This window comes from Streptomyces coeruleorubidus (assembly GCF_028885415.1).
Classification (GTDB): domain Bacteria; phylum Actinomycetota; class Actinomycetes; order Streptomycetales; family Streptomycetaceae; genus Streptomyces; species Streptomyces coeruleorubidus_A.
Genome location: NZ_CP118527.1, coordinates 524,130 through 550,744 on the forward strand (window position 1 = coordinate 524,130; position 26,615 = coordinate 550,744).

Genomic DNA, 26,615 nt, shown 5'->3' on the forward strand with positions numbered 1-26,615 from the left:
CGTAACCGACGTCGAGGAATCACCCGCCATGACACCGAGCGCCACCGACAGCCCTGTCCCCAAGGGCCGCAGCAGGCGCAACTTCGCGGGGGCGCGGCCGGTTATGGCCGACGTGGCCCGGCTGGCCGGCGTCTCCAAGCAGACCGTCTCCCGGGTGCTCAACGACCATCCGGCCGTCCGCCCCGAGACGCGCGAGGCGGTCCTGGACGCCATGCGCACCCTCGGCTACCGGCCCAGCCGCAGCGCGCGGTCGCTGGCCAGCGGCCGGACCCGGATGCTCGGCGTCATCTCCTTCGACGCCGCCCGGTACGGGCCCGCCTCCATCCTGACCGCCATCAACACCGCGGCCCAGGACGCCGGTTACCTGGTGAGCTCCATCGCGCTCGACACGGCCGACCACGACACCGTCGTCGAGGCCGTGCACCGGCTGTCGGCCGAGGGCGCGGACGGCGTCATCGCGATCGCCCCGCAGCAGTGGGTGGGCCGGGCCCTGGCGCAGACCGACCTCGGGACTCCCTGGTGGTGCTGGAGAGCGCCCTCGACGACAGCACGCCCCTGGTCACCGGCGACTCCCGGGCCGGCGCCCGCAAGGCCACCGAGCACCTCCTCGGCCTCGGGCACGCCACGGTCTGGCACATCGCGGGCCCGGCCGGCTGGACCTCCGCCGACCATCGGCTGGCGAGCTGGCAGGCGACGCTCCAGGCGGCCGGTGCGGACATCCCGGCCCGCTCGCCGGGGACTGGAGCGCCGACTCCGGTTACGGGCTGGGCCGCCGGCTGGCCCGGCGCCCGGAGGTGACGGCGGTGTTCGCCTCGAACGACCAGATGGCTCTGGGCCTGCTGCACGCCCTGCACGAGTCCGGACGCTCCGTCCCCGGGGACGTCAGCGTCGTCGGCTACGACGACATCCCCGAGGCCGCGCATCTCCTGCCGCCGCTGACCACCGTCCGCACCGACTTCGCCGAGATCGGCACCCGTTCCCTGCGGCTCCTCCTGGACCGCATCGACGGTCCCGGGGAGTCGCCCCGCGTCGACACGCTCGTCCCTGTGGACCTGGTCGTGCGTGCCAGCAGCGGCCCGCCACCGGTGAACTGACGGCGTTCGTCACTCGCTTCCCTCGGCAAAGGCCCGCTGCCAGGCCGTCTCCCGCAGCAGCCGCAGACCGTTCAGACCGACCAGGACCGTGGAGCCCTCGTGGCCCGCGACGCCCAGCGGCAGCGGCAGGTTTCCGGCCAGGTCCCAGACGACGAGGCCGGCGATGAACACCCCGGCGATGACGAGGTTCTGGACGACCAGCCTGCGGGCGCGGCGCGAGAGGGCGACGGTGGTGGGGACGGCCGCCAGTTCGTCGCGCACGATCACGGCGTCGGCGGTCTCCAGGGCCAGGTCGGAGCCCGCCCGGCCCATGGCGACGCCGGTGTGGGCGGCGGCCAGTGCGGGTGCGTCGTTGACACCGTCCCCGACGACGAGCACCTTGCGGCCCGCGCGCTCCATCTCCTGCACGGCCGTCAGCTTGTCCTGCGGCAGCAGCCCGGCGCGCACGTCGTCGATGCCGGCCTCGGCGGCGAGGTGTGCGGCGGCCCGGGGGTTGTCGCCGGTGAGCAGCGTCGGGGCGGTGCCGGTGAGGGTGGTGAGCGCGGCGACGGTGGCGGCGGCGTCCGGGCGCAGCCGGTCGGCGATGCCGAGCAGCCCTGCGGGGGCGCCGTCGACGAGGACCAGGACGGCGGTACGGCCGGACTCCTCCAGTTCCTCGGCCACCGCGGTGACCGTGCTGCCGGTGCGTCCAGCAGGCGGGCCGGGGCGCCGACGGCGACCCCTCGGCCGCTCACGACGGCGGTCACTCCCACGCCGGGCGCGGAGGTGAAGTCCTCAGCGCCGGGCAGATCGAGACCACGCTCGCGGGCCGCGTCCACGACCGCCCGGGCCAGCGGATGCTCACTGGGCCGCTCGGCCGCCGCCGCCAGTGTCAGCAACTCGGCTTCGTCCAGGCCGGATCCGGGCAGCGGCCGGACATCGGTGACACGCGGGCTGCCCTCGGTGAGCGTGCCGGTCTTGTCCAGCGCGACCGCGTCCACCTGGCCGAGCCGCTCCATCACCACGGCCGACTTCACCAGCACGCCGTGCCGTCCGGCGTTGGCGATGGCCGACAGCAGGGGCGGCATGGTGGCCAGCACGACCGCGCACGGAGAGGCCACGATCATGAACGTCATGGCGCGCAGCAGCGCGTCGGTGAGCTGCTCGCCGAAGGCGAGCGGCACCAGGAAGACGGCCAGGGTCGCGGCCACCATGCCCAGCGAGTAGCGCTGTTCGACCTTCTCGATGAACAGCTGCGTGGGCGCCTTGGTCTCGGACGCTTCCTCCACCATCCGGACGATCCGGGCGATCACCGAGTCGGAGGCGTCGCGCTCGACCCGGACCCGCAGGGCGCCGGTGCCGTTGAGGGTGCCCGCGAAGACCTCGTCGCCCGGCTCCTTCGCCGCGGGGAGCGGCTCGCCGGTGATGGTCGCCTGGTCCACGTCACTCGCCCCGTCCAGCACGCGGCCGTCGGCGCCGACGCGCTCACCGGGGCGGACGAGGACGGTGTCGCCGACCGCCAACTCCTCGACGGGCACGCTCTGTTCGCCGCCGTCAGGGGTCAGCCGAGTGGCCGTGGCGGGGGCGAGATCGAGCAGGCCGCGGACGGAGTCGGCGGTGCGGGCGGTGGCCAGCGCCTCCAGCGCGCCGGAGGTGGCGAAGATGACGATGAGCAGGGCACCGTCCATCACCTGCCCGATCGCCGCCGCGCCCAGTGCTGCGACGACCATCAGCAGGTCGACGTCGAGGGTGCGTTCCTTCAGCGCCTTGAGGCCTTCCCAGCCCGGCTCCCAGCCGCCCGTGACGTACGACAGGGCGTAGAGCGGGCCCCAGGTCCAGGCGGGGGCTCCGGTCAGCTGGAGGGGCAGGGCGAGCAGGAAGAAGACAGTGGCGGCAGCGGCCCAGCGCGCCTCGGGGAGCGCGAGAACACGGGTACGCCGCCGGGGCGCGGCCCCGGTGCGGGCGGGCTCGGCCCGTTCGACCGGCTGCGGCGTGAGCGTGGAGGTCATCGGGGGGTCCTTCAGGCGGGGACGCATGACTCCCTCACCTTACAGGAACACATGAAGACTCATTCATACCTTCATACGGCCGGGAACGGCCGAGGGCCCCACCTCGCGGAAGGGCCCTCGGTGTGCCGAGCGTCAGCGCAGCTTGTCCTTGGCCTTGTAGTAGGCGCCGCCGAACGGCAGGAACCAGGGGGTGCCGTTGTAGAAGGGGACGGGGACCTTGGGGAAGCCGAGGCCGCGCAGCGGGTTGGCCTCCGGGCGGCCGTCCATCATCTCGGCGACCGCGCGGCCCATGTAGGTGGCCATCTGGACCCCGTGGCCGCAGTAACCCATCGAGTAGTACAGGCCGTTCGCCTCACCGGCGTGCGGCAGGCGGTCCCAGGAGAAGCCGACCATGCCGCCCCACACGTAGTCGATCCGCACCCCGGCGAGCTGCGGGAAGATCTCGGTCATCTCCCGCTTGAGGATGTCGCCGCTCTTGACGTCGGAGGCCGGATCGGAGGGGGCGAAACGGGCCCGGCCGCCGAAGGCGAGGCGGTTGTCGGGGGTGAGGCGGATGTAGTGGCCGATGTTCTTGGAGTCGACCACCAGGCGGCCGTTGGGGATCAGCTCCTTGGCGCGCGCCTCGCCTAGCGGTTCGGTGACGATGATGAAGCTGCCGACGTTGATGAGCCGCTTGCGGAACCACGGCAGCGCCTTGTCGGTGTAGGCGTCGGTCGCGGCCATGACCTGCTTGGCACGGATCGTGCCGTTCAGGGTCTCGACCACGAACCCGCCGCCCGGCAGACGGGTCAGGCCGGTGGCCGCATTCCGCTCGTGGATCTCGGCGCCGCCCCGTTCGGCGGCCTCGGCGAGGCCGTGCACGTACTTGCCCACGTGCAGGGCGGCGCTCAGCGGGTCGAGCAGGGCGCCGTGGTAGTAGTCCGAGCCCAGCTCAGACTTCAGCTCGCCGCGGGTCAGCAGCCGGGTCTCGTGGCCGAAGTTGTCGGCCAGGTCGCGCTGGGTGGCCCGCATCGACTCGAAGTGCTGCGGCTTGAAGGCCACTCCGAGCCGGCCCGCCCGGTGGAAGTCGCAGTCGATCCGCTCCGTCCGCGTGATCTCCTCGACCACGTCGACCGCCTCGCGGAAGGAGTCGTACAGTTCGCGGGCGCGCTCCTGGCCGTAGCGCTTGCGGGCCTCGCCGGGGCTGATGGTGAGGCCCTGGGTGCACATGCTGCCGTTGCGCCCGGAGGCGCCCGAGCCGACCTTGTCCTTCTCGACGAGGACGACCCGGGCTCCCTTGCGGGCGGCGTGGTAGGCGGTGGACAGGCCGGTGAGGCCGCCGCCGATGACCACCACGTCCGCCTCGTCGGGCAGGTCCTTGCCGGAACGGTCGGGCAGGGCGGGGGCTGTGTCGAGCCAGTAGGGGATCTGCTTCATGGCGTGCGTCCTCACAAACGTCCGGAAGGGTTCAGCAGCCGAGCAGCTTCGGCAGGCCCGTCAGGTCGGGCAGTTCGTCGTAGGGCTGGTAGTCGGCGCTGCCGGGGCGGCCGAAGCGGTTGATCCACACGCGGCGCTTCAGGCCGAGGTCGCGGGTGGGGATGTGGTCGTACTCCCAGCCCTGGGCGGTGTGGATGACCTGGGACGGCTCGACGCCCATGGTCTTGAAGGCGTGCTCGAAGGTCTGCCGGTCCGGCTTGTAGGCGCCGGCCTGCTGGGCGGTGATGACGTGATCGAACTCCACGCCGATGTTCTCGACGTTGCGCGCGATCAGGTCGTCGTCGGTGTTGGAGATGATGGCGATCTCGTACCGGGACTTCAGCGCGCGCAGGGCGTCCGGGACCTCCGGGAACGGGCCGAAGGTGGGGACGGCGTCGACCAGGGCGTCGCCGTCGGAGTCGCGGTACTCCAGGCCGTGCAGGCGCATGGCGTTGCGCAGGCTGGAGTGCAGGATCTCGTGGTACGGGCGGTAGGCCTCCAGGACGGCCTGGAAGCGCATGACGCGGAAGTCGTCGAGGAACTCGTCGACGTCCAGGTTGTCCAGATCCAGCCGGTCCTCCAGGACCTTCAGGGTGGTGGGGCCGAGCTGGAAGTCGACGAGGGTGCCGTAGGCGTCGAAGGTGACGATCTCTCGCATGGCGTCTAGCCTCAATTCGTGGAATCAGAAGGGGACTTCGGGTCTTCAGACGACGCGTTCGCCGGGAGCGACGATCGCGTCCAGGGCGGCCAGATCGGCCGCGTCGGGAAGCCAGTCGGCCGCCGCCGCGTTGGCGGTGACCTGCGCCGGGGTCATGGCGCCGCAGATGACCGAGCCGACCGCGGGCAGTGCGGCCAGTGCGCCGACGGCGACCTGGAGGAGGGTCAGGCCGCGCTCGGCGGCGTACGCGGTGAACGCCTCGACACGGTCGAGAGCGGCGTCGGTGAGCCAGCCCTGCCGCCAGGACAGCCGGCTGCCGGGCGGGGGCTGCTGACCGCGCCGGTACTTGCCGCTGAGCAGGCCGTTGGCGAGCGGGTAGTACGGCAGGAGTCCGAGGCCGTGGCGCAGGCAGGCCGGGATCAGGTCGTTCTCCACGCTGCGGTCGAGCAGGTGGTAGCGGGCCTGAGTGGAGACGAAGGCGTCGCTGAGCTGCTCGGCCGGCAGGTTGGAGCAGCCGATGTAGCCGATCTTGCCCTCGTCGACGAGTTCGCGCAGGGCGGCGACCGTCTCCTCCAGCGGGGTGACGCCGTCCGGCTCGTGGTACTGGTACAGGTCGATCCGGTCGGTGCCGAGACGGCGGAGCGAGGCTTCGACGGCGTACCGGATGTACGCGCGGGCACCCCGTCGGCCGTACTGGCCGGCCTCCGGGCCCATCTCCATGCCGAACTTGGTGGCCAGGACGACGTCGTCACGGCGGCCCTTGAGGGCGGCGCCGAGGAGGCGTTCACCGTCGCCGCGGGCACCGCCGCTCTCGCCGAACCCGCCGTACATGTCGGCGGTGTCGAACAGGGTGATCCCGGCGTCGAGGGCCGCGTGGACGACGGCTTTGGTGCCGTCCTCGTCGAGGCGGGAACCGAAGTTGTTGCCGCCGACGCCGACGACGGAGACGGCCGGGCCGCGTTCGCCCAGGGTGCGGTATCTCATGACCGGGCTCCTCTCATGGCGCTCATGACCGGCTCCCGAATCCGATGCAGACGTTCTTCGTCTGCGTGTAGCTCGCCAGCGCTTCGAGGCCCTTCTCCCGGCCCCACCCGCTGTGCTTGTAGCCGCCGAAGGGCAGCTCGACGCCGGTGCCGACACCGGTGGCGTTGACGTAGACCTGTCCGGCCCGGATGCCTTCGGCCAGGCGCATCGCCTTGTCGATGTCGCGGGTCCAGACGTAGGAGGACAGGCCGTACGGGCTGTCGTTGGCGATCTCAAGGGCGTCGTCGGCGTCGTCGAAGTCGATGACGGTGACGACGGGGCCGAAGATCTCCTCGCGGGCGCAACGGGCCTGGTTGGTCAGGCCGGTGAGGACGGTCGGCTCGATGTAGTAGCCGTCGGCCAGGGCCGGGTCGGACGGCGCGCCGCCACCGACACGGACCGTGGCGCCCTCCTGCCGGGCCAGGTCGAGGTAGCCCAGCACTCGGTCGCGCTGACGGGCGGCGACCAGCGGGCCGATGTCCGGGTCCGTCAGACCCGGCCCGACGCGCAGGGTGGCGATCTTCTCCACCAGCCGGTCCAGGAACTCCTCCGCGCCGCGCTGCAGCAGCAGCCGGGTGCCGGCCGAGCACATCTGCCCGGCGTTGCTGAACGACGCGCCCAGGATCGCCTTCAGCGCCAGGTCGAAGTCGGCGTCGGCGAAGACGACGAACGGCGACTTGCCGCCCAGCTCGGTCACCGAGGGCACCACGTTGGCGGCGGCCGCCTGGGCGACCTTGATGCCGGTGGGTACCGAGCCGGTGAAGGTGACCTGGTCGATGCCGGGGTGCCCGGCGAGGGCCGCGCCGGTCTCGCCGTCGCCGGGTACGACGTTCAGCACGCCCGGCGGCAGCCCGCACTCCAGTGCGATACGGCCGATCTCCAGCGGGGTGAGCGGCGCCTCCGGGGAGGGCTTGAGCACCACCGTGCAGCCCGCGGCCAAGGCGGGCGCCGAGCCCCGCGCGGTGTTCTGGAGCGGGTAGTTGAACGGGATGATCTGACCGGAGACCCCGATCGGCTCACGCACGGTGTAGTCGATCAGACCGGGTCCGAGAGGGATCGTGGAACCGCCGAGCTTGTCGGCGAAGCCCGCGTAGAACTCGAAGTAGCGGGCGGCGGACTCGACATCGGCCTTCGCCTGACTGAGCGGCTTGCCGACGTCCTGGCTCTCCAGGCGCGCCAGCCACTCGCCCTCGCGTCGAATCGCCTCCGCGATGCGCAGGAGGAGCCTGCCCCGGTCCGCGGCGCGCATCCGGGCCCACTCGGGCGAGGTGAACGCCGCGCGCGCCGCCGCCACCGCCTGGTCGACGTCCGCCGGGCCGGCGTGGGCGACCTCGGCGAGGGCCGTGCCGTCCGACGGATCGAGGACCGTGAAGCTCCGGCCGTCGGCGGCGGAGACCTGCTTGCCGTCGATCAACAACAGTTCGGTCAGCGGGAGTTCGCCGCTCATGGCTGGATCTCTCCCTGCACCTCACCGAAGATGACCACCTCGTCGCCCGGGCGGACGGTGCGAATCCGGCGCACCCAGAGCACGATGCCGTCCTGCGGGGCGCGGACCTCCTCCAGCGTGTTGCCGTAGTGGTCGACGATCTGGGCGATCAGGTCGCCTTCCTTGCAGGTCTCGCCGGGCTCGGCGTGGCCGAGGAAGAAGCCGCCGGCGGCGGACCGGGCGAAGGTGCCGGAGACGGTCGTGTAGCTGTCTCGCAGTTCCGCCTCGCCGTCGATCATCTTCAGCTGCCGCAAGATGTTGCGGATCGAGTGGACGTGCAGGGCGACGTTCTGCTCGCGGTAGGTGCCGCCGCCCGCCTCGATGGTGACGGCGGGCTTGCCCGCCGCCAGGGTGGGGTGACGGACCGTGCCGCCCCACTTGCCGCCCTTCCACACCAGCTCATGACCGGCCGCGAGGGCGAGGTCGGTCGCCAGGTCCTCGTAGCCGCCCTGGAGGATGACGAGCGGGGCGATCTCGCCGAAGGTGCCGCCCGTGTGCAGGTCGACCAGGGCGTCGATGGCGGGGACGACTTGCTCGACGAAGGTGGCGGCCAGGCGCAGGGAGTACGAACCGTCCGCGTCGCCCGGGAAGATCCGGTTGAGGTTCAGGTAGTCCAGACCGCTGGTGCGGGCGGCTGCCTCGAAGGCGGGGGTGTTCATGCAGGGGATGCCGACGAGGGTGCCGCGCAGGGTGGCCGGGTCGATGTCGGCGAGGACGCGGCGGATGGCCTCCTGCCCGTCGTACTCGTCGCCGTGGACACCGGCGTCCACGCACAGCACCGGGCCGTCCTCGGTGCCGTTGACGACGATCAGCGGGATGCCCAGCTCCACGCCGTAGCTGCTGGTGCCGACCGGGATCAGACCCTGGGCGCGCTCGCCGGGGGCGACGGTCAGGGAACCGATGGAGTACATGTCGTTCCTTTCGAAAAGGTGGATCACAGGCGGGCGGAGGCCTCGTCGAGGGTGTCCGCGATGATGTCGGCGATACGGTCCAGCAGTGCGCGGTCGCTGATCAGCGGGGGCGCGATCTGGACCAGCGGGGCGGCACGGTTGTAGACGCGGGCGAGCAGCCCGGCCTCGCGCAGACGGCGCGGGATCAGGTCGGCGACGAGCGCGGCGCGCGCGGTGTCGCTGAAGCCGCCGCCGTCGAGGTCGCCGACGAGTTCGAGGGCGTAGAAGTATCCGGCGCCGCGGACGTCACCGACGATGGGCAGGTCCCCGAGGGAGGTCATGCGGGTGGCGAGGTGGTCCTGGTGGCCGCGGACGTTCTCCAGGATCCGGTCCCGCTCCATGATCTCCAGGCTGCGCAGGGCGATGGCCGCGCTGAGCGGGTGGCCGCTGAAGGTGTAGCCGTGGTTGAGGACCTCGCCGGGCTGGTTGATCACCTCGGCGACGCGGTCCGCGACCAGGGTCGCGCCCATGGGGGCGTAGCCGGCGGTGATGCCCTTGGCGACGGTGACGATGTCCGGCCGGGCGCCGTAGCACTCGCCGCCGAACCACTCCCCCAGCCGGCCGAAGGCGGTGATGACTTCGTCGGCGACCAGCAGGAAGCCGTAGCGGTCGGCCAGTCGGCGCAGTCCCTGCCAGTAGCCGGCGGGCGGGGTGATGCAGCCGCCCCGGTTCTGCACCGGCTCGGCGATGAGCATCGCCACGGTTTCAGGTCCCGCGGCGAGGACCGTGGCCTCCACGTCGGCGAGCAGGTGCGCGGTGAAGCCCGCCTCGTCCAGCGGCTGTTCCAGAGCGGCCCGGTTGGTGTTGGCGACGAAGTGGGTCTCGACGGCGGGCGGCCCGTACGGCTCGGTGAGACCGGGGTCGTCGGTGAAGGACAGCGCCCCCAGGGTCAGCCCGTGGTAGGCGCCGCGCCGGGAGATGGCCTTGATCCGGCCCGCCTCGCCGCGCAGGGTGTGGTACCTGCGGGCGATCTTCCAGGCGGTCTCCACCGCCTCGGCGCCGCCGCCGCTGAAGAAGACGTGCTCGATGCCGTCGGGGGCCAGGGCGGCAAGGCGCTCCGCGAGAGCCAGGCCGGTGGGGTGGGCGGAATCCGACCACAGGGGGCTGTAGCACAGTTCGCGCAGTTGCTTCTGGGCCGCTTCGGCGATCTCGTCGGCGTAGGAGTAGCCGATCTGGCAGCAGTACAGCCCGGACAGGCCGTCGATGTAGCGGTTGCCGGCCGCGTCGTCGACGTACGGTCCCTCGCCGTGGCGCACGACGAAGAGGTCCTTGCCGGGCTTCGCGAGCGATCCGTTGGCGGTCATGTTCAGCAGCAGGTGCCGCTGAGCGGTGGTGGTGGTCATACGGCCTCGCCTCCGGGTGCGGCGATCCCTGCCGTGTTCTCGACCGACAGCAGGGAGTCCTGCCGTCCGGAGCCGAGCCAGCGCACCAGGGCCACCAGGGCGAGGGCGAGGATCGCGAAAGCGATCAGGATCGCGCTGATCGCGGTCACGCTGGGGTCGATGTCGAAGGTCAGGGAGTTGTAGATCTGCACCGGCAGGGTGACGGTGTCGACCGAGGACAGGAACTGCGAGATGTAGAACTCGTCGAAGCTGGTGATGAAGGAGAAGATCGCCGCCGCGATCATGCCGGGGGCGGCCAGGGGGAAGGTGATCCGCCGGGCGATGGTCAGCCGGCCGGCGCCCATGCTGGCGGCGGCGTCCTCCAGCCGCTCGTCGATCCCGCGCAGGGTCGCCACCAGGATCAGCACCGCGATCGGCGAGGCCAGCACGGTGTGGCCGAGAGCGATCGCGAGCGGGCTGCCCAGCATCGAGGCCGGTTCGAAGAGCAGGAACAGGCCCAGGGCGGTGACGATCTGCGGGATGAGCAACGGTCCGAGGACCAGGGCGTAGACCGCGGAGCGCAACGGCAGTTCGCTGCGGGTCAGGGCGGTCGCCGCGGTCACACCGATGACCAGCGAGAACACGGTACTCAGGCAGGCGACCAGCGCGCTCAGCGACAGCGCGGCCGGCCACTTGCTGCCGTCGGCGAACAGTGCCTTGTACCAGCCGAGCGTCCAGGAGTCCGGGGGGAAGGCGGCGAAGGCGTTGTCGCTGAAGGAGGTGACGAGGATGACGACGATCGGCAGGGCCAGGAACAGCAGGATCACGGTGGCGACCGCGGTCAGGGCGATCCGACCGGCGAGGGTTCTGCGCAGCTCCATCATGACGCACTCCTCTTCTTCCGGCTGGCGCCGAGCGAGGTGATGAGCTTGACCAGCAGCAGTCCGGCGAAGGTGAGCAGCAGCAGGATGACGCCCTCAGCCGCAGCGCCGTTCCACTGGTTCTGTTTCATCACTTGCTGGTTGATGAGCGAGGCGATCATCGTCTGGTCGGGGCCGCCCATCAGGGCGGGGGTGATGTAGTAGCCCAGCGACAGGATGAAGCTGAGCAGTCCGGCACTGGCCAGCCCGGGCGCGACCAGCGGCAGGTAAACCCGGCGGAAGATCGTCACGCGCCCGGCACCCATACTGGCCGCGGCGGCCAGCAGGCGGCGGTCCACACCGCGCATCACGCCGTACAGCAGCAGCACGGTGTAGGGCAGCATCACCGAGGTGGTACCGATGACCACGCCGATCTCGTTGTACAGCAGCTGGAACGGCGCCCCGGGAACCCACAGCTTGGCCATGGCCTCGTTCACCAGACCCTTGTCACCGAGCAGGATGATCCAGCCGTAGGTGCGCACCAGGGCACTGATGAAGTGCGGCACGACCACGATCAGCATCGCCACTCCCGCCCACAAGGGCTTCAGCCGCGAGATCGCATTCGCCAGGACGAACCCGAAGACGAGACTGAACAGCGCCGTCTCCGCGGAGATCCGTACGGTGGTCAACAGAACGGAGAGGTTGATGCCCGTCAGAGCTTCGACGTACCAGTGCAAGGTGAGGGAGCCGTCGGTGCTCTTCAGACTGAGGAACAGTGTGCTGAGGATCGGGTAGACGAACAGCACCAGCAGGTAGACGACGACGGGCAGCGCGTAGAGGATGCCGACCCTAGTTCTGCGGGAGGCCAGCAGCTTGCGCGGACGGGCGGGGGCGTTGGCGGTCAGGGTGGCGGCCATGGCTCACCCGCCCTGTTCGACGGCGAAGAGGTTGACGTCCTCGGGGTCGACAGTGATGCCGACCCGCTCGCCGGTGACGGGCCCGCGGCCGGCCGGTACTTCGAGGCGCAGCAGCGGCGCGTCACCGCCGTCGATGCGTACGCCCGCGCGGACCAACGTGCCGACGTACGTGGCGGTCTCGACCGTGCCGGTACAGAAGCCGTCGTCGGGGGCGCAGGCCCGCAGCCGGCCCGGCTGGACGGCGACCTTGACCTGGGTGCCGGAGGCCAGCTCGTGGCGTCGTGCCGTCAGCAGGCCACCGGACTGGTCGAGACGGACCACGGTGTGTTCATCGGTGTTCTGCAGCACGCGGCCGGGCAGGAAGTTCGCCGCGCCGAGGAAGTCCGCGACGAACGGGGTCCTCGGGCGCTCGAACAACTCGCGCGGCGTGTCGAACTGCTCGATCAGGCCGTTGCGCATCACCGCGATCCGGTCCGACAGGACCAGTGCCTCCTCCTGATCGTGCGTCACGTAGATGACGGTCAGGCCGAGTTCCTGCTGGATGGTCTTGATCTCGATCTGGAGCTGGTCGCGGAGCTTCTTGTCCAGGGCGCCGAGCGGCTCGTCCATGAGGATCACCGGCGGGCGGTAGACCAGCGCGCGGCACAGGGCGACACGCTGCTGCTGCCCGCCGGACAGCTCGCGCGGCTTGCGGCCGCCGAACCCGGACAGGCCCGCGATCTCCAGCGTCTCCCCCACCCGCCGGCGGATCTCGTCCTTCGGCACCCCGCGCAGCGTGAGCGGAAAGGCGACATTCTCGCTGACCGTCATGTGCGGGAAGAGCAGGTACTGCTGGAAGACGAAGCCGAGGTTTCGCTTCTGCGGGGCGAGCCGGGTGACGTCGCGGTCCCCGACGGTGATGGTGCCGGAGTCCGGCTCGCAGAAACCGGCGATCATCATGAGGGTCGTGGTCTTGCCCGACCCGGAGGCGCCGAGGAAGGTGACGAACTCCCCGGCGGCGATCTCCATGGACGCCTCGTCGACAGCGACGACGTCCCCGTACGTCTTGCGCAGGGCCACCACCGACAGCGGTTTGCCGGTCGGGTGGGCAGCTTGCCACCGGCCACCTCGACGGACGGCGTGACCACACCGAATTCAGCCACGAGCCCACTCCAACCAGCGCTTGGTGACGGTCGCTTCGTTCTTGAGCCACCAGTTGATGTCCGCGTCGAAGCCCTTGTCGTAGTACTGCGGCGCGCCGGCGAGAGCGTTGCGCTCCTCCTTGGTGAGCTTCTCGTAGGCCACCGGGGAAGACGGGTTCGACGGGAAGGTCTTGGCCAGGCGGGCCTGGACCTCGGGACGCAGCGAGTAGTCCATGAGCTGGTAGGCGGCGTCCACATGGGCCGCGCCCTTGGCGATGCCGTAGCCCTGGAACTGGCGGCGCATGCCGTTGAGCTGCCGCGCGACGGGGACGCCCTGCTTCTGCAGATCGGCGATCCGGCCGTCCCAGACGGTGGACATCGTCACTTCCTCGCGGCTGAGGAGCACGCCGGGCAGCGGGCCGCTGTCCCAGAACTTCTTGATGTCGGACCGCAGCCGGGTCAGCACCTTGAACGCGCGGTCCAGGTCGAGCGGGTACAGCTTGTCCATGGGGACGCCGTCGGCCAGCAGTGCGAACTCCAGCTCGGGCAGGTCGGCGTCCGGGTTGCACATCGAGCGGCTGCCCTTGAACGCCTTGGTGTCCCAGAAGTCCGCCCACGACTCGGGCTTGCGGCCGCCGAAGGCGTCGGTGCGGTACGCCATGCACTGGCCGTAGAAGCTGTTGCCGACGGCATGGTCGGTGATCTGGTTCTGAGGGATCTTGGCGCTCTTGAGGCTCTTGATCCGATCGGTGTCCAGCCGCTCCAGTGCGTCCTGGGCCGCGAACTTGATGTGGTCCATCATCGAGTTGTTGATGAGGTCGAACTGAGGGCGGCCCTGCTTGATCTGGGCCAGCATCTGGGTGCCCTGGAGGTTGACCACCTGGACGGCGATGCCGGTCTCCTGGGTGAACGGCGTGTAGATCGCCTTCTGGAGGGCCTCCCCGAAGGTGCCTCCGCTGTCGCGGACGACCACCGACTTGCCGCCGCCCTTGGCGCTGCCGGACGAGGCCCGGCTGGTGCCGGTGCCGCAGGCAGCGAGGGAGGGCACGGCGGCGAGGGCGGCGAGGCCGCCTGCTCCGCGCAGGAGCGCTCTGCGGCCGATCATGGGATCACTCATGACAAATCTCCTGAATTGGCACGTGGGGACCAGCTGTTCGAGGTGAGTGGCGGTTCGGGGGGCGGGTCTGTGGGCGGTGCCGGTCAGTCGTGCGGCACCGCGATGGCGGCGAGTTCGGCGCCGGGGGCGACGGTGAGCCCGTTCATGCCGTAGAGGATCTGTCCGGTGGCGGTGGCGGTGACCTTGTGTTCGCTGCCGTCGGCCGGGTCGATGACGCGGCCGACGGGCTGACCCGCGGTCACCTCGTCGCCGGTCGCGGCGTCCGGGTACCACAGGCCGGTGGCCGGTGAGACGACGGAGCCGGTCCAGACCCAGTCGCGCGGCTGCGCGGTCACCGGTGCGACGTGCTGCGGTGCGTCGATGACGCCGAGGTGGTGCAGCAGCCGGTACAGGCCGTCGAGCAGGGCCCGTGCCTGGGCGGGGTCGCGTTCGCCGAGCTGGCCGGTCTCGATGAGGATGGCGGGGATGCCCTGCCGGGCGGCCGCGGCGTGGCTGTTGCCGCCTTCGGCGTTGCGGCCGAACAGTACTCGTTCGTAGCCGACGGCGTGGGCCATGGCCCGCGTCCTGGCGTCCAGTTCCTCGTCGGAGGTCAGACGGTAGCCGACGAAGTCCAGCAGTGTCTCGTCGATGCCGCCGCTGTGCAGGTCCGCGTAGGCGTCGGCACCGGAGATGACGTGCTCGAACAGCCAGGCCGCCAGCCGCTCGGTGGGCCCTGCGGCGGGGTCGCCGGGAAAGACGCGGTTGATGTTGACGTCGTCCAGCGGGGACTTGCCCAGGCGGCCGTCGTACACGGCCGGCGGGTTGGCCACGGGGCAGATCACCACCTGGCCGGTGACGTCGTCCGGCTCCAGGAATCCGGCCAGGCGGGTGGCCGCGTCGATGCCGACGAACTCGCCGCCGTGGACGCCGCCGGTGATGACGACCCGGGGTCCGGGGCGGGAGCCGTTGACGAGGACGAGGGGATCTCGACGGTCGTGGGTCCGAGGTCCACGGGGATCACCCCGCGGGTCTTGCGGCCCGGCTCGGCCCGGAGCGGGCCTACGGTGAGTGTCATGTCGTTCCTCATTCAGGCCGTGGTGCGGCCGAGCGTGCTGATGAAGTCGATCGGCTGGGAGGTGCGGCCTTCCAGGGCGAGGTCCGCGGCGATGTCGCCCATGGCGGGCGAGAGTTTGAAGCCCTGGCCGGAGAAGCCGGCCAGCAGGATGATGTCGTCGCAGTCCGGCAGGGGGCCGACCAGCGGGCGGGTGCTTCCGGTGTAGCCCTCCATGTAGGCGCAGACGCGGACCGGGTCGGGGTTCAGACCGGGCAGGTGGCGCCGCACGATCTCGCTGAACATCTCCAGTTCCTCCGGCGCGACGGTCCTCTCCAGCCGGTTCGGGTCGTCCACGGGCCGGTGGTGGGCCTGGGACACGCCGAGCTTGACGGAGAGGCCGTCCGGGGACGGGATCCCGTAGAAGGGGACGGCGCCGCCCCGGCGGATGAAGGCGGGGCGCTCCTCGCCGGCCCGGTGGTCCTCGTGGGGCAGGAACCAGGCGCTGACCGCACGGTGGACGGCCACCTCCCACGGCAGGTCGGGCAGCAGGTCGCCCACCCAGGGGCCCGGCGTGACCACCGCGGCGTCGAAGCGCTCGGTGTCGCTGTCCGTGCGGATCTCCACGCCTCCCCCTGCGGCGGGATGAACGCCGAGCACGGGGGTGTAGCGGCGGATCCGCGCGCCCAGTTCCTCGGCACGGCGGGCCGCGGTCTGGACCGTCAGCTCCGGGCGGACGAACCCCGCACGCGGGTCGAGGACCCCCAGGTCACCGTCGTCGACGCGGAACTGGGGGAAACGTTTCGCCACGGCCTCGGCGTCGATGACCTCGTGGTCGAGGCCGTACTCCGAGCCGACGTCCAGGACGGTACGTATCTCGGGGTCGTCCGCCGGCCCCATGAACAGGCATCCGGTAAGCCGCCGCAGTTCGCGGCCGGTCTCCGTCTGGAGCTGCTTCCAGAGGGCGTCGGCGTGCCGTACGAGCGGCACGTACCGGCCGTCGTCGGTCTGCACGCTGCGGAAGACCCGGGTCTCGCCGCCGGCGGCGCTGCGGTCGTGGCCGGGGGCGAAGCGGTCGTAGGCGACGACCTCGGCTCCGCGGGTCGCCAGCCGCCAGGCGGCCTGGCTGCCGACCGTGCCGGTGCCGACGACCGCGACGCGTTTCCTCGCCATGTGGTTCTCCTTGCCGGATGTGCCGGACGTGCCGGTGTGCCGGATGGTGGTCGGGGCCGGTTCAGGCCGTGGTGCGGCCGACGGTGGACACGAAGTCGACGGGCTGGGAGGTGGTGCCGTCCAGCGCCAGGTCGGCGGCGATGTCGCCGAAGGCGGGTGAGAGTTTGAAGCCGTGGCCGGAGAAGCCCGCGAGCAGGACGACGTTGTCGGCGCCGGGCAGCGGGCCGATCAGCGGGCGGCTGCTCTCGGTGTAGCCCTCCATGTAGACGGCCAGGCGGGTCGGGTCCGGGTGCAGGTCCGGCAGGTGGCGGCGGATCTGCTCGGTGAAGATGTCCAGCTCCTCCGGCTGGACGGTGCGGTCCAGCGCGTTGGGGTCGCCGGCGGGCTTGTGCAGCGCGCGGGACAGGCCGAGCTTGACGGAGACGCCGTCCGGGGAGGGCAGTCCGTAGCAGTGCGTGGGGGTCGTGCGGATGAACGCGGGGCGCTCCTCACCGAACCAGGCGTCGGTGGTGGGGACGTACCAGGCGCTGATCAGGCGGCGGATGTCCACCTCCCACGGCAGGTCGGGAAGCAGATCGTTCACCCAGGGGCCGACGGTGACGACGACCGCGTCGAAGTGCTCGCTGCCGGCGTCGGTGCGTACCTCCACCCCGCCGCCGGCCGGGGTGATCTCGCGCACCGGCGTGTAGCGCTCGATCCGGGCACCCAGCTGCTCGGCGCGCCGGGCCGCGGTCTGGACGGTCAGCTCGGGCCGGATGAAGCCGGCCCGGCGGTCGAGCACGGCCGCGTCGCCGTCCTCCAGCCGGTACTGCGGGAAGCGCTTGCCCATGGCCTCGGCGTCGAGCACCTCGTGGTCGAGGCCGTGCTCGGCGATGGACTCCAGGACCGTGGCCATCTGCTGGTGCTCGGTGGACCCCATCAGCAGGCATCCGGTCAGGCGGCGCAGCTCGCGGCCGGTCTCCTGCTGGAGCTGCTCCCACAGGGTGTCGGCGTGCTTGAGGAGCGGGACGTACCGGGAGTCCTCGAAGTGCGCGCTGCGGAAGATGCGGGTCTCGCCGCCGGCGGCGCTGCGGTCGTGGCCGGGCGCGAAGCGGTCGTAGGCGACGACCTCCGCGCCACGGGCCGCGAGGCGCCAGGCGGCCTGGCTGCCCATGGTTCCCACGCCGACGACGGCGACTCGCTTCCTGGCAGCTGACACGGGGCTTTCCTTTCGTATCGCCGGGGCGCATGCTGAGCCCCTGCGTGAGGCTGTTCGATTCGAGGTGGTTTCGGGCGGAGGGGGCGGGTCCTTCGGGGGACCTCGGCTCACGAACGCCCTGTCTCGGAGTTCCGGCTGCGCCCTCGGGATCTTCCGGCGACCGTGCCACATTGTGGAATGCTGTGCTAGTATCTGGCACAGAGAATGACAGTGGCTCCCAGGGGAGTCAAGAGGTGTCCGCCAGAGATTCTGAGGATTAACAGGGGGAAACCGGATGGAAATGAAGAGCGTCACCAGGTCGCTGCGCATCCTGGAGGCGGTCGCCCAGCATCAGCCGGTCACCGTGGGGGAATTGACGAAGATCTTCGGCCTTCCGAAGTCGACGGTGCAGCGCACCCTGGTCACCCTGGCCGAGGCCGGCTGGCTGCGGGCCAACCGCAAGGACACCACCCGCTGGGAGATCGGCGCCCGTGTCCTGGCCGTACGGCCCGCCGCCCTGCAGGGGTCCAGCCTGTTCGCCGCCGCACGCGAGCCCATGGTCCGCCTGAGGGACACGGTGAACGAGACGATCCACCTGTCGGTGCCGGACGCCCTGCAGTGCATGGTCGTCGTCGACCGCGTGGACTGCAGTCACGCCGTACGGACGTTCCACACCGTCGGCGACACCTCGCCCCTGCACGCCACCGCGACAGGGCGGGCCGTACTGGCCCATCTGCCGAAGCAGGACGTCGACGAGCTCATCGCGCACGGGCTGGAGCGCTACAGCGACACGACGCCCACCGACCCCGACGAACTGCGTGCCGAACTGGACCGAATCCGCATCCACGGATACGCGGTCAACCGCAACCAGTACCGCCCCGATGTCTGCGCGATCGCCGCACCCGTCCTCGACGAGGAGGGCACACCGCTGGCCACCGTGGCCATCTCCATGCCCGACTCGCGCTACGACGCGGACCGGCTGCCCGAGTGGGGCCGTCTGGTCGCCGACGCCGCCGCGGAGATCACAGGGCGCCGCATGGGCGCCTGAACGAGCACCTCCGACAAGAGGACCGGCCCTCACGCATCAGCGTGGGGCCGGTCCTTTTCTCACGTCGGACAGCAGCCGCCGCCCTGCGCCCGGCCAGGGGAATGGCCGGCCGTAGGGGGCTGCCCCGCGGGGGCAAGCGCAGTCAGGGCGCTACCACCGTCCATCACCGCGGGGGACCCGTGTCGTGCCGTATTGTGGAACGCCATGCTAGAATCCGGCACGATCATCCCGCGACTCCGGGAGGGAGTCAAGAGGTTGAGACCGACGAACGAAATGTGACGGGGGCCCCGATGGAAATGAAGAGCGTGACCAGGTCGCTGCGCATCCTGGAGGCGGTCGCCCACCACCAGCCCGTGACGGTGGGCGAGTTGACCAAGCTCTTCGGTCTGCCCAAGTCGACGGTGCAGCGCACGCTGGTCAGCCTGAACGAGGCGGGATGGCTGCGGGCGAACCGCCAGGACACCACCCGCTGGGAGATCGGCGCCCGGGTGCTCGCCGTACGTCCGGCGGCGCTTCAGGGCTCCAGCCTGTTCGCGGCGGCGCGGGAGCCCATGATCCGGCTGCGGGACGCGCTGAACGAGACGATCCACCTGTCGGTGCCGGACGCCCTGCAGTGCATGGTCGTCGTCGACCGGGTGGACTGCGCGCACGCGGTGCGGACGTACTACGCGATCGGCGACACCTCTCCCCTGCACGCCACCGCCACCGGGCGCGCGATCCTGGCCCATCTACCGCCCGCCGACGTGGACGAACTGGTCGCCCAGAGGCTGGAGCGCTACCGCGACGCGACGACGGTCGACCCGGCCGAGCTGCGCGCCGAGCTGAAGCGGGTGCGCACCGACGGCTACGCCCTCAACCGCAACCAGTACCGTCCCGATGTCTGCGCGATCGCCGCACCCGTCCTCGACGAGGACGGCACACCGCTCGCCTCCGTGGCCGTCTCCATGCCGGACTCCCGCTACGACGCGGACCGGCTGCCCGAGTGGGGCCGCCTGGTCGCCGACACGGCGGGCGGCATCAGCGACCGCCGATCGGGCGCGTGACAGCCCGGCACGCATGACAGCGCCCCCTGCTGCCGACGGGGCCGGCAGGGGGCGTGACGCGTTCGCGCGTCAGGAGCGGCCCGCACTCTGCTTGTCCACCACTTCCGCGAGAGCGTCCACGAAGCGGTCGAGCTCGCTCTCGCGCATGTAGATGTGGGGCGACACGCGCATGCCGCTCAGGTGCCGCACCTCCCGGTACTTCACATGCACCTGGTGCGCGTCCCGGAGCTCCTGTTCCACGACTCTGGCGTCCAGGCCGTCGACGGAGAAGAGACTCACCGCGCCCAGGGTCTCCGTGTCCAGCGGCGTGTGCAGCCTGAACCCGGGGATCGCGGCGGCGCGCTCCACCCAGTACCGGGTCAGCTCCCGTACGCGCGCGTGGACGGCCCGGGCCCCGATCTCCCGGTGGAAGCGCGCCGCCGGCAGGATGCCGGCCTGCAGGGCCGAGTTGTACGTGCCGAGGTTCCAGTGGTCGAACTTGTCGACGCCCAGCGGCGGCGGATCGAAGGGGGCCAGCAGGGGCCACGTGCGGTCGATGACTCCCTCTCTGACGACCAGCATGCCGTTGCCGACCGGCGCGCCCATCCACTTGTGCAGACTGGTGACGAAGAAGTCGCAGTCCAGGTCACGGAAGCTCACCGGCATCTGCGCGAAGGTCTGGGCGCCGTCCACCACGGTGAGCGTCCCGTTGTCCCTCGCCAGCCGGCACAGCCGCTTCGCCGGCACGACCCGTCCCGTCCAGTGGGACATGTGGGTGATCTGAAGGACACGGGTGCGCGGTGTCAGGACCGCCGCGTACGCCTCGAAGATCTCGTCGTCGCTGTCCATGAGGTCGTAGTCGGCGGTGACGACCTCGATGCCCTCGCGTTCCTGCCGCTGGAGCCAGGCGGCGCGCACGCTCGGGTAGTCCCAGTGCGAGACCACGACCTGGTCGCCGGCGGCCAGCGGGATACCGAAGATCGCCGTGCACAGGCCCTCGGTGGAGTTCCGGTTCAGCGCGATCTCGCCGGGGTCGCAGTCGATCAGCTCGGCGAGTTCCGCCTTGACCTCGGGGAGCGCGAGGTCGAGGTTGCTCCACATGTTGCGGTCGGGGTTCCGGTTGACCAGCCGGTAGGCGTCGATCGTCGCCTGCTCGACGACCAGGGGCGGCGGGCTGACCGCCGCGTTGTTCAGGTTGAGCAGGGGCTGCTGCTCCGGGTAGGCCGCGCGGACGTGCTTCCAGAAGTCGTCCTGGCCAGGGGTCGGACTCGCCATGGTGCTCTTCTCCGATGTCATGGGGCCGCCGGTGCGCCGGACGTGTCGGCCGTGTGCCCCGTGCCCGACCGGGGGGAGGCCGGGCACGGGGCGACCCGCGTGCGGGCCGGGTACGCGGGGGCTTCCCGCGCGGTGCGCGATGGGGCGTGTGTCAGGACGGAAACGCCGTCATCGCACGGGCACCGCGACGTACTGGTACTCCAGGAACTCCTCGATCCCGACCCGGCCGCCCTCGCGGCCGAGGCCGGACTGCTTGACCCCGCCGAACGGCGCGGCCGGGTTGGAGACGAGGCCGGTGTTCAGGCCCACCATGCCCACCTCCAGACCCTCGCTGACGCGCAGCCCACGGTCCAGGCCCTGGGTGAAGACGTAACCGACCAGACCCCACTGCGTGTCGTTGGCGCGGCGCAGGACCTCGTCCTCGTCGTCGAAGGTGAGGATCGCCGCGACGGGGCCGAAGATCTCCGTGTCCATCAGGCGGCTGCCGGGGTCGACGTCGGCGAGCACGGTCGGCGGGTAGAAGCAGCCCGCGCCTTCCGGCGTACGGCCGCCGACGAGCACCCGGGCACCGCGCTCGACGGCGTCGGCGACGAGCTCCGCGACCTTGGCCCGTCCGGCGGCGTCGATCAGCGGGCCGACGTCGACACCCTCCCGGGTGCCGGGGCCCACCACGAGCGCGCCCATGCGCTCGGCGAGCCGCCGGCCGAACTCGTCGGCCACCGAGCGGTGCACGAAGAAGCGGTTCGCGGCGGTGCACGCCTCGCCCATGTTGCGCATCTTGGCGACCATCGCGCCGTCCACGGCCACGTCCAGATCGGCGTCGTCGAAGACGATGAACGGCGCGTTGCCGCCCAGCTCCATCGACGTCCGTACGACGGTGTCGGCGCACTGGGCGAGCAGCAGCCGGCCGACGCCCGTGGAGCCGGTGAAGGACAGCTTGCGGATCCGGCCGCCGCGCAGGAGCGGTTCGCAGACCTCGCCGGCGCGGGAGGTGGTGACGACGTTCAGCACGCCGTCCGGCAGCCCGGCCTCCTTCAGGACCCCGGCCAGGGCGAGGCTGGAGAGCGGGGTCTGCGGGGCCGGCTTGAGGACCATCGTGCAGCCCGCCGCGATCGCCGGGCCGATCTTGCGGGTGCCCATGGCCAGCGGGAAGTTCCACGGCGTGATCAGCAGGCAGGGGCCCACCGGGCGACGGGAGAGCAGCATGCGGTTGCGCCCGTCGGGCAGGGTGCCGCAGCCGCCGTCGATGCGGACGGCCTCCTCGGAGAACCAGCGGAAGAACTCGGCGGCGTACGCCACCTCTCCCCTGGCCTCGGCGAGCGGCTTGCCCATCTCGGACGTCATCAGGTGGGCGAGTTCGTCGGTGCGCTCGAGGATGAGCTCGTAGGCGCGGCGAAGGATCTCGCTGCGGGCCCGGGGTGCGGTACGTGCCCAGTCCTGCTGGGCCTGAACGGCCGCTTCCTCAGCAAGCTTGGCGTCCTTCGGACCGGCGTCGGCGACGTGGCAGAGGATCTCGCCGGTCGCGGGGTCGTCGACGGGCATGGTGGCGCCGTCCGCGGCGTCCACCCAGGCACCACCGATGAACAACTGGTTCAGTACCTCGGTCATGATGTCTCTCCTGTTCGATCGGCGGCGGGGTCGAGGAGTTCCGCGAGGTGCAGGGCGCGGATGTCCCGGTCGCCGGCGAGGTGGTCGATCTGGGTGGCGCAGCTGAAGCCGTCGGCCACGACGGTGCGTCCGTCGAGGTTGTCGATACGGGGTTTGAGGGCGAGATCGGCGACGGCCATGGAGGTGTCGTAGTGCTCTGCCTCGAAGCCGAAGTTGCCGGCGAGTCCGCAGCAGCCCTCGGCCTCGTCGACGCCTCCCACGCCGAGTCGGCGCAATAGGTCGGCGGGGCGGCGGCCCTTGAAGGTGGCGTACTCGTGGCAGTGGGTCTGGAGCACGACGTTCTCGGGCAGCGGCGGCGGGCTCCAGCCCTGGTCGGCGAGGTCGGTGAGGGCCCCGGCGAAGGTCTGGACGCGGCTTGCGACGCGCTGGGCGGCCTCGGTACCGAGCAATTCGGGACGTCACGTTTCAACGCGGCCGCACAGCTCGGCTCGGCCACGATGATCGGCCGGTCGTCGCCGTTGTCGAGGGTGGCGACCGTGCGGGCCATGATTCTGCGGGCGACGTTCAGCTGTCCGGTGCTGACCCAGGTCAGTCCGCAGCACAGGCCGTCCTGGGGCGTGCAGGGGACGCCGGCGTCGGCCAGGACGCGCCCGGCGGCTGCGGCGACCTCGGGGCGGAAGGCGCGGGTGAAGCTGTCCACGAACAGCACGGCCTTCGCCGGCCCTGGGGTTCTGGCCGCGCGCAGGGTCTTGCGCAGGGCACGCCGGGAGGCGAAGGCCGGGATCCTGCGCCGGGTGGTCACACCGCCGAGGCGGGCGAGGAGCCTGCCGAACGGTCCCGCAGCAGCAGATTGACCGGGCGGGCCACGTATCCGGCCAACGCCGACGTCAGCGGCAGCCAGCCCAGCGAGTAATGGGAACGCGGACGGAACCGTCCCTTGTAGTGCTGGTGGAGGAACTCCGCCTTGTAGGTGGCCATGTCGACGCCGACGGGGCAGTCGCTGGAGCAGGCCTTGCAGGACAGGCACAGATCGAGGGCGTCCTTGACCTCGGTCGAGCGCCAGCCGTCCTGGATCGCTTCGCCGCGCACCATCTCCTGGAGCATGCGGGCCCGGCCACGGGTGGAGGCGTTCTCCTCCCCCGTGGCCCGGTAGCTCGGGCACATCACGCCACCCGCGTCACTGCGGCAACGGCCCACACCGACGCAGCGGCGCACTGCGCCGGCGAAACCGTCCTCGTCATGCGGAAAGCCGAACGTCGTCTCCACGAGGGGGAGTTCGCGCAGCGCGAGGTCGGCGTCCAGCGGGGCCGGATCGACGATCACGCCGGGGTTCAGCAGACCCTCGGGATCGAAGACCTTCTTGAACGCGGCGAACGCGGCGATCATGCGGTGGCTGTACATGACCTCCAGCAGTTCGCTGCGCGCCCGTCCGTCGCCGTGCTCACCCGACAGCGTGCCGCCGTGCTCGACCACCAGCGCGGCCGCCTCGGTCAGGAACCGGCGCATGACCGCCCGGCCGCCCTCGGTGGCCGGGTCGAAGTCGATCCGCACGTGCACGCATCCCGCGCCGAAGTGCCCGTACAGCACGCCGGTCAGGTCGTGGCTGGTCAGCAGCTTGCGGAAGTCGCGCAGGTAGGCGGCCAGGTGCTCGGGCGCGACGGCCGCGTCCTCCCAGCCCGGCCAGGACTCGCCACCGTCGACGAGGCGGGCGGCCAGCCCCGCCCCGTCCTCACGCACCCGCCACAGCGACCGCCGCTCGGCCGGGCTCTCCACCACCCGGCCGCCGGTCATCCGCCCCCGCGTCTTGAGCACATCCAACAGCTCGGCGGCGCGGGCGTTCACCGCAGCCTGATCGTCACCCTCCAACTCGACATACAACCAGGCCCGCCCCTCCGGCAGGCCGGTGACGGAGTCCGGGCCGCGGCGGGCGCGCATGGTGGCGACGATCGCCTCGTCCATGCCCTCCACCGCGCTGGGCGAGAAGCGCAGGATCTCCGGCACGTCCTCGGCCGCCTCGACCACGTCCTCGTAGCCGAGGGTCAGCAGTGTGGAGGCCTGTGCGGTCGCCACCAGGCGGACCGTCGCGGCGGTGACGACCGCACAGGTGCCCTCGGTGCCCACCAGAGCACGGACCAGATCGAACCCGTGCTCCGGCAGCAGGTGATGCAGCTGGAAGCCGGAGACCTGACGCGGGATCCGGCCCAGCTCGGTACGGATCAGCGCCAGGTTGTCCTCGACCAGCCGCCTGAGGCCGGATTCGAGCCGGGCGACGCGCCGCACAGCCTCCGCGTCGCCCGGCTCGGCGGCACGCAGCCCGGAGTGGTCGACGACGGCCCGCACGCCGTCGGCCGTCACGATCTCCAGGGCCTCCACATGGCCGCTGGTCCGCCCGTCCCGCACCGACCGGTTGCCGCACGCGTCGTTGCCGATCATGCCGCCGAGGGTGCAGCGGCTGTGCGAGGACGGATCCGGACCGAAGTCCAGCCCGTGCAGCGCGGTCGCCCCGCGCAGCGCGTCGAGGACGACACCGGCCTCGACGCGCGCGGTGCGTGCCGCCGGGTCGATGTCCAGGATCCGGTTCATGTACCGGGAGAAGTCCAGGACGACCCCGAGCCCGACCGCGTTGCCGGCCATGCTGGTGCCGCCACCCCGGGCCGTGACCGGCACGCCCGCCTCCCGGCAGGCCCGCAGCACCGCGACCACGTCGTCGGCGGTGCGCGGGAAGGCCACGGCCCGCGGCAGCACACGGTAGTTCGAGGCGTCGTAGGCATAGGGGCCCGTCGCCCCCGGGCCGGTCTCCACCCGCAGGCCGGGCGCGATCTCGGCGATGCGGTCCGTCAGACCCTCCAGGTCGCGGGTGGCGGTGGTCATCGGTCCGCCGCTCCCGACGTACCGGCCTCCACGGCGTTCGCCCAGGCCTGCAGGCCCTCGTCCACGCCCGCCTCGTCGATCACGAGCGCCGGGATCATGCGGACCACCTGGTTCCAGGCTCCGCACAGCAGCAGGAGCAGGCCCTCGTCGATGGCGGCGCGCTGCACACGGGCGGCGGTCTCGGAGTCGGGGCTGCCGTCCTCGGTGACGAACTCGGTGGCGAGCATGAGTCCGAGGCCGCGGACGTCGCCGATGCCCGGGGTCCGGTCGGCCACCGCCTCCAGACCGTGGCGCAGCCGCTTGCCCATCGCCTCGGCGTTCTCGACGAGCTTCTCGTCGCGTACGACGTCGAGGGTCGCGCAGGCGGCGGCGCAGGCGACGGCGTTGGCGCCGTACGTGCCGCCCTGCGAGCCGGGCCACGCCTTGGCCATCAGTTCCTCGGAGGCGGCGATGCCGGAGATGGGGAAGCCGCTGGCCAGGCCCTTGGCGGTGACGAGGATGTCCGGGGTGACGCCGAAGTGGTCGTGGCCCCAGAAGCGCCCGGTGCGGCCGACGCCGGTCTGCACCTCGTCGAAGATCAGCAGGATGCCGTGCCGGTCCGCCCGCTCGCGCAGCCCTTCGATGAAGGCGCGGTTCGCAGGCACGTAGCCGCCCTCGCCGAGCACCGGCTCGACGATGATCGCGGCCGTGTCGGCGGGCGACGAGATCGTCTGGAGGGTGTAGTCGAGCTCCTTCAGGGCGAAGCGGGTGGCGGTCTCCTCGTCCCAGCCGTACCGGAAGGCCGTCGGGAACGGGGTGACGACCACGCCGCTCATCAGCGGGGAGAAGCCGGACCGGAAGCGGATGCCGGAGGTGGTCATGGAGGCGGCGGCGACGGTACGGCCGTGGAAACCTCCGTGGCAGACCAGGACGTTGGGGCGGCCGGTGGCCTGGCGGGCCAGCCGCAGTGCCGCCTCGACGGCCTCGCTGCCGGAGTTGGTGAAGAACAGGCTGTCGAGGCCGGCCGGCAGCACCTCGCCCAGCTTGTCGACGAGACGGCGCAGCGGCTGGTGCATGACGGTGGTGTACTGGCCGTGGATCAGCGAGCCCACCTGCTCCTGCGCCGCCGCCACGACCTTGGGGTGGCAGTGCCCGGTGCTGGTGACGCCGATGCCGGCGGTGAAGTCGAGGTAGCGGCGGCCGTCCTCACCGTAGAGGTGGACGCCCTCGCCCCGGGCCGCCACCACGGGTGTGGCCTGGCGAAGGTGCGGCGACAGTGCGGTCATGTTGTCTCCCGGCCGTACGTCGAGGTGTGGTTGCTGGGCTCAGCTCCGGTAACCGAGCATCCAAGCCCCCGCGACGGGCGACAACGCGTGATCTGTCCAGCCGGAACGCGTTGTTCGGACGTTGTGTCAACCTCCGAACCCCTCGGGTCCCGCCC

18 protein-coding genes and 3 pseudogenes are annotated in these 26,615 nt (G+C 71.3%); 3 read left to right on the forward strand and 18 right to left on the reverse strand.

Annotation, left to right across the window (positions count from 1 at the left end):
• The first annotated feature begins 28 nt into the window (after positions 1-28).
• Positions 29-1,094 (forward strand): annotated as a pseudogene (locus tag PV963_RS02590) (LacI family DNA-binding transcriptional regulator).
• A 9-nt stretch (positions 1,095-1,103) separates the two neighbouring features.
• On the opposite strand, the pseudogene PV963_RS02595 reads toward PV963_RS02590, so the two are convergent.
• From PV963_RS02595 to solA (PV963_RS02660), 14 genes and pseudogenes are all read right to left on the reverse strand, one after another.
• Positions 1,104-3,082 (reverse strand): annotated as a pseudogene (locus PV963_RS02595) (heavy metal translocating P-type ATPase).
• A gap of 132 nt (positions 3,083-3,214) precedes the next feature.
• The gene (locus PV963_RS02600) at positions 3,215-4,498 is read right to left on the reverse strand and encodes an NAD(P)/FAD-dependent oxidoreductase (RefSeq protein ID WP_274813947.1); all 1,284 of its coding nucleotides are present in this window, start codon (positions 4,496-4,498) and stop codon (positions 3,215-3,217) included.
• A 31-nt stretch (positions 4,499-4,529) separates the two neighbouring features.
• Positions 4,530-5,195: a haloacid dehalogenase type II gene (locus tag PV963_RS02605; protein ID WP_274813948.1), complete on the reverse strand. Its 666-nt coding sequence runs from the start codon at positions 5,193-5,195 to the stop codon at positions 4,530-4,532.
• 45 nt (positions 5,196-5,240) lie between these two features.
• Positions 5,241-6,179, reverse strand: coding sequence for an aldo/keto reductase (locus PV963_RS02610; RefSeq protein WP_274813949.1), 939 nt, complete (start codon positions 6,177-6,179; stop codon positions 5,241-5,243).
• Between the two features lie 22 nt (positions 6,180-6,201).
• Positions 6,202-7,665 carry an aldehyde dehydrogenase family protein gene (locus PV963_RS02615; protein ID WP_274813950.1) on the reverse strand — a complete coding sequence of 488 codons (1,464 nt, stop codon included), beginning with the start codon at positions 7,663-7,665 and terminating at the stop codon, positions 6,202-6,204.
• The gene (locus tag PV963_RS02620; RefSeq protein ID WP_274813951.1) at positions 7,662-8,615 is read right to left on the reverse strand and encodes a succinylglutamate desuccinylase/aspartoacylase family protein; all 954 of its coding nucleotides are present in this window, start codon (positions 8,613-8,615) and stop codon (positions 7,662-7,664) included. Before PV963_RS02620 ends, PV963_RS02615 begins: the two co-directional genes overlap by 4 nt.
• A 23-nt stretch (positions 8,616-8,638) precedes the next feature.
• On the reverse strand, positions 8,639-9,997 hold the full coding sequence (locus PV963_RS02625; RefSeq protein WP_274813952.1) for an aminotransferase class III-fold pyridoxal phosphate-dependent enzyme: 1,359 nt from the start codon (positions 9,995-9,997) through the stop codon (positions 8,639-8,641).
• On the reverse strand, positions 9,994-10,860 hold the full coding sequence (locus PV963_RS02630) for an ABC transporter permease (RefSeq protein ID WP_274813953.1): 867 nt from the start codon (positions 10,858-10,860) through the stop codon (positions 9,994-9,996). Before PV963_RS02630 ends, PV963_RS02625 begins: the two co-directional genes overlap by 4 nt.
• Entirely contained in the window at positions 10,857-11,753 is an 897-nt protein-coding gene (locus PV963_RS02635; protein WP_274813954.1) for an ABC transporter permease, read from the reverse strand. Before PV963_RS02635 ends, PV963_RS02630 begins: the two co-directional genes overlap by 4 nt.
• 3 nt (positions 11,754-11,756) lie before the next feature.
• The gene (locus PV963_RS02640) at positions 11,757-12,812 is read right to left on the reverse strand and encodes an ABC transporter ATP-binding protein (RefSeq protein ID WP_274813955.1); all 1,056 of its coding nucleotides are present in this window, start codon (positions 12,810-12,812) and stop codon (positions 11,757-11,759) included.
• A gap of 75 nt (positions 12,813-12,887) precedes the next feature.
• Entirely contained in the window at positions 12,888-13,991 is a 1,104-nt protein-coding gene (locus PV963_RS02645) for an ABC transporter substrate-binding protein (RefSeq protein ID WP_274813956.1), read from the reverse strand.
• A gap of 83 nt (positions 13,992-14,074) precedes the next feature.
• Positions 14,075-15,061, reverse strand: a complete 987-nt coding sequence (locus PV963_RS02650; protein WP_274821915.1) for a succinylglutamate desuccinylase/aspartoacylase family protein — start codon at positions 15,059-15,061, stop codon at positions 14,075-14,077.
• On the reverse strand, positions 15,058-16,194 hold the full coding sequence (gene solA, locus PV963_RS02655; protein ID WP_274813957.1) for an N-methyl-L-tryptophan oxidase: 1,137 nt from the start codon (positions 16,192-16,194) through the stop codon (positions 15,058-15,060). The genes PV963_RS02650 and solA (PV963_RS02655) overlap by 4 nt, the downstream gene beginning before the upstream one ends.
• A gap of 61 nt (positions 16,195-16,255) precedes the next feature.
• Positions 16,256-17,392, reverse strand: coding sequence for an N-methyl-L-tryptophan oxidase (solA, locus tag PV963_RS02660; RefSeq protein ID WP_274813958.1), 1,137 nt, complete (start codon positions 17,390-17,392; stop codon positions 16,256-16,258).
• 280 nt (positions 17,393-17,672) lie between these two features.
• Between solA (PV963_RS02660) and PV963_RS02665 the strand changes: the two genes are divergently transcribed.
• Complete coding sequence (locus PV963_RS02665; RefSeq protein WP_274821916.1) at positions 17,673-18,419, forward strand: IclR family transcriptional regulator; 747 nt, start codon at positions 17,673-17,675, stop codon at positions 18,417-18,419.
• A 296-nt stretch (positions 18,420-18,715) separates the two neighbouring features.
• On the forward strand, positions 18,716-19,462 hold the full coding sequence (locus tag PV963_RS02670; RefSeq protein WP_274821917.1) for an IclR family transcriptional regulator: 747 nt from the start codon (positions 18,716-18,718) through the stop codon (positions 19,460-19,462).
• A 69-nt stretch (positions 19,463-19,531) separates the two neighbouring features.
• Here the strand turns inward: PV963_RS02670 and PV963_RS02675 are convergent, their stop codons facing one another.
• From PV963_RS02675 to PV963_RS02690, 4 genes and pseudogenes are all read right to left on the reverse strand, one after another.
• Positions 19,532-20,716, reverse strand: a complete 1,185-nt coding sequence (locus tag PV963_RS02675) for an aminotransferase class V-fold PLP-dependent enzyme (RefSeq protein ID WP_274813959.1) — start codon at positions 20,714-20,716, stop codon at positions 19,532-19,534.
• Between the two features lie 168 nt (positions 20,717-20,884).
• Positions 20,885-22,324: an NAD-dependent succinate-semialdehyde dehydrogenase gene (locus PV963_RS02680; RefSeq protein ID WP_274813960.1), complete on the reverse strand. Its 1,440-nt coding sequence runs from the start codon at positions 22,322-22,324 to the stop codon at positions 20,885-20,887.
• Positions 22,321-25,195 (reverse strand): annotated as a pseudogene (locus PV963_RS02685) (FAD-binding and (Fe-S)-binding domain-containing protein). The gene PV963_RS02680 and the pseudogene PV963_RS02685 overlap by 4 nt, the downstream one beginning before the upstream one ends.
• Positions 25,192-26,460: an aspartate aminotransferase family protein gene (locus PV963_RS02690; RefSeq protein WP_274813961.1), complete on the reverse strand. Its 1,269-nt coding sequence runs from the start codon at positions 26,458-26,460 to the stop codon at positions 25,192-25,194. The pseudogene PV963_RS02685 and the gene PV963_RS02690 overlap by 4 nt, the downstream one beginning before the upstream one ends.
• Positions 26,461-26,615 lie beyond the last annotated feature (155 nt).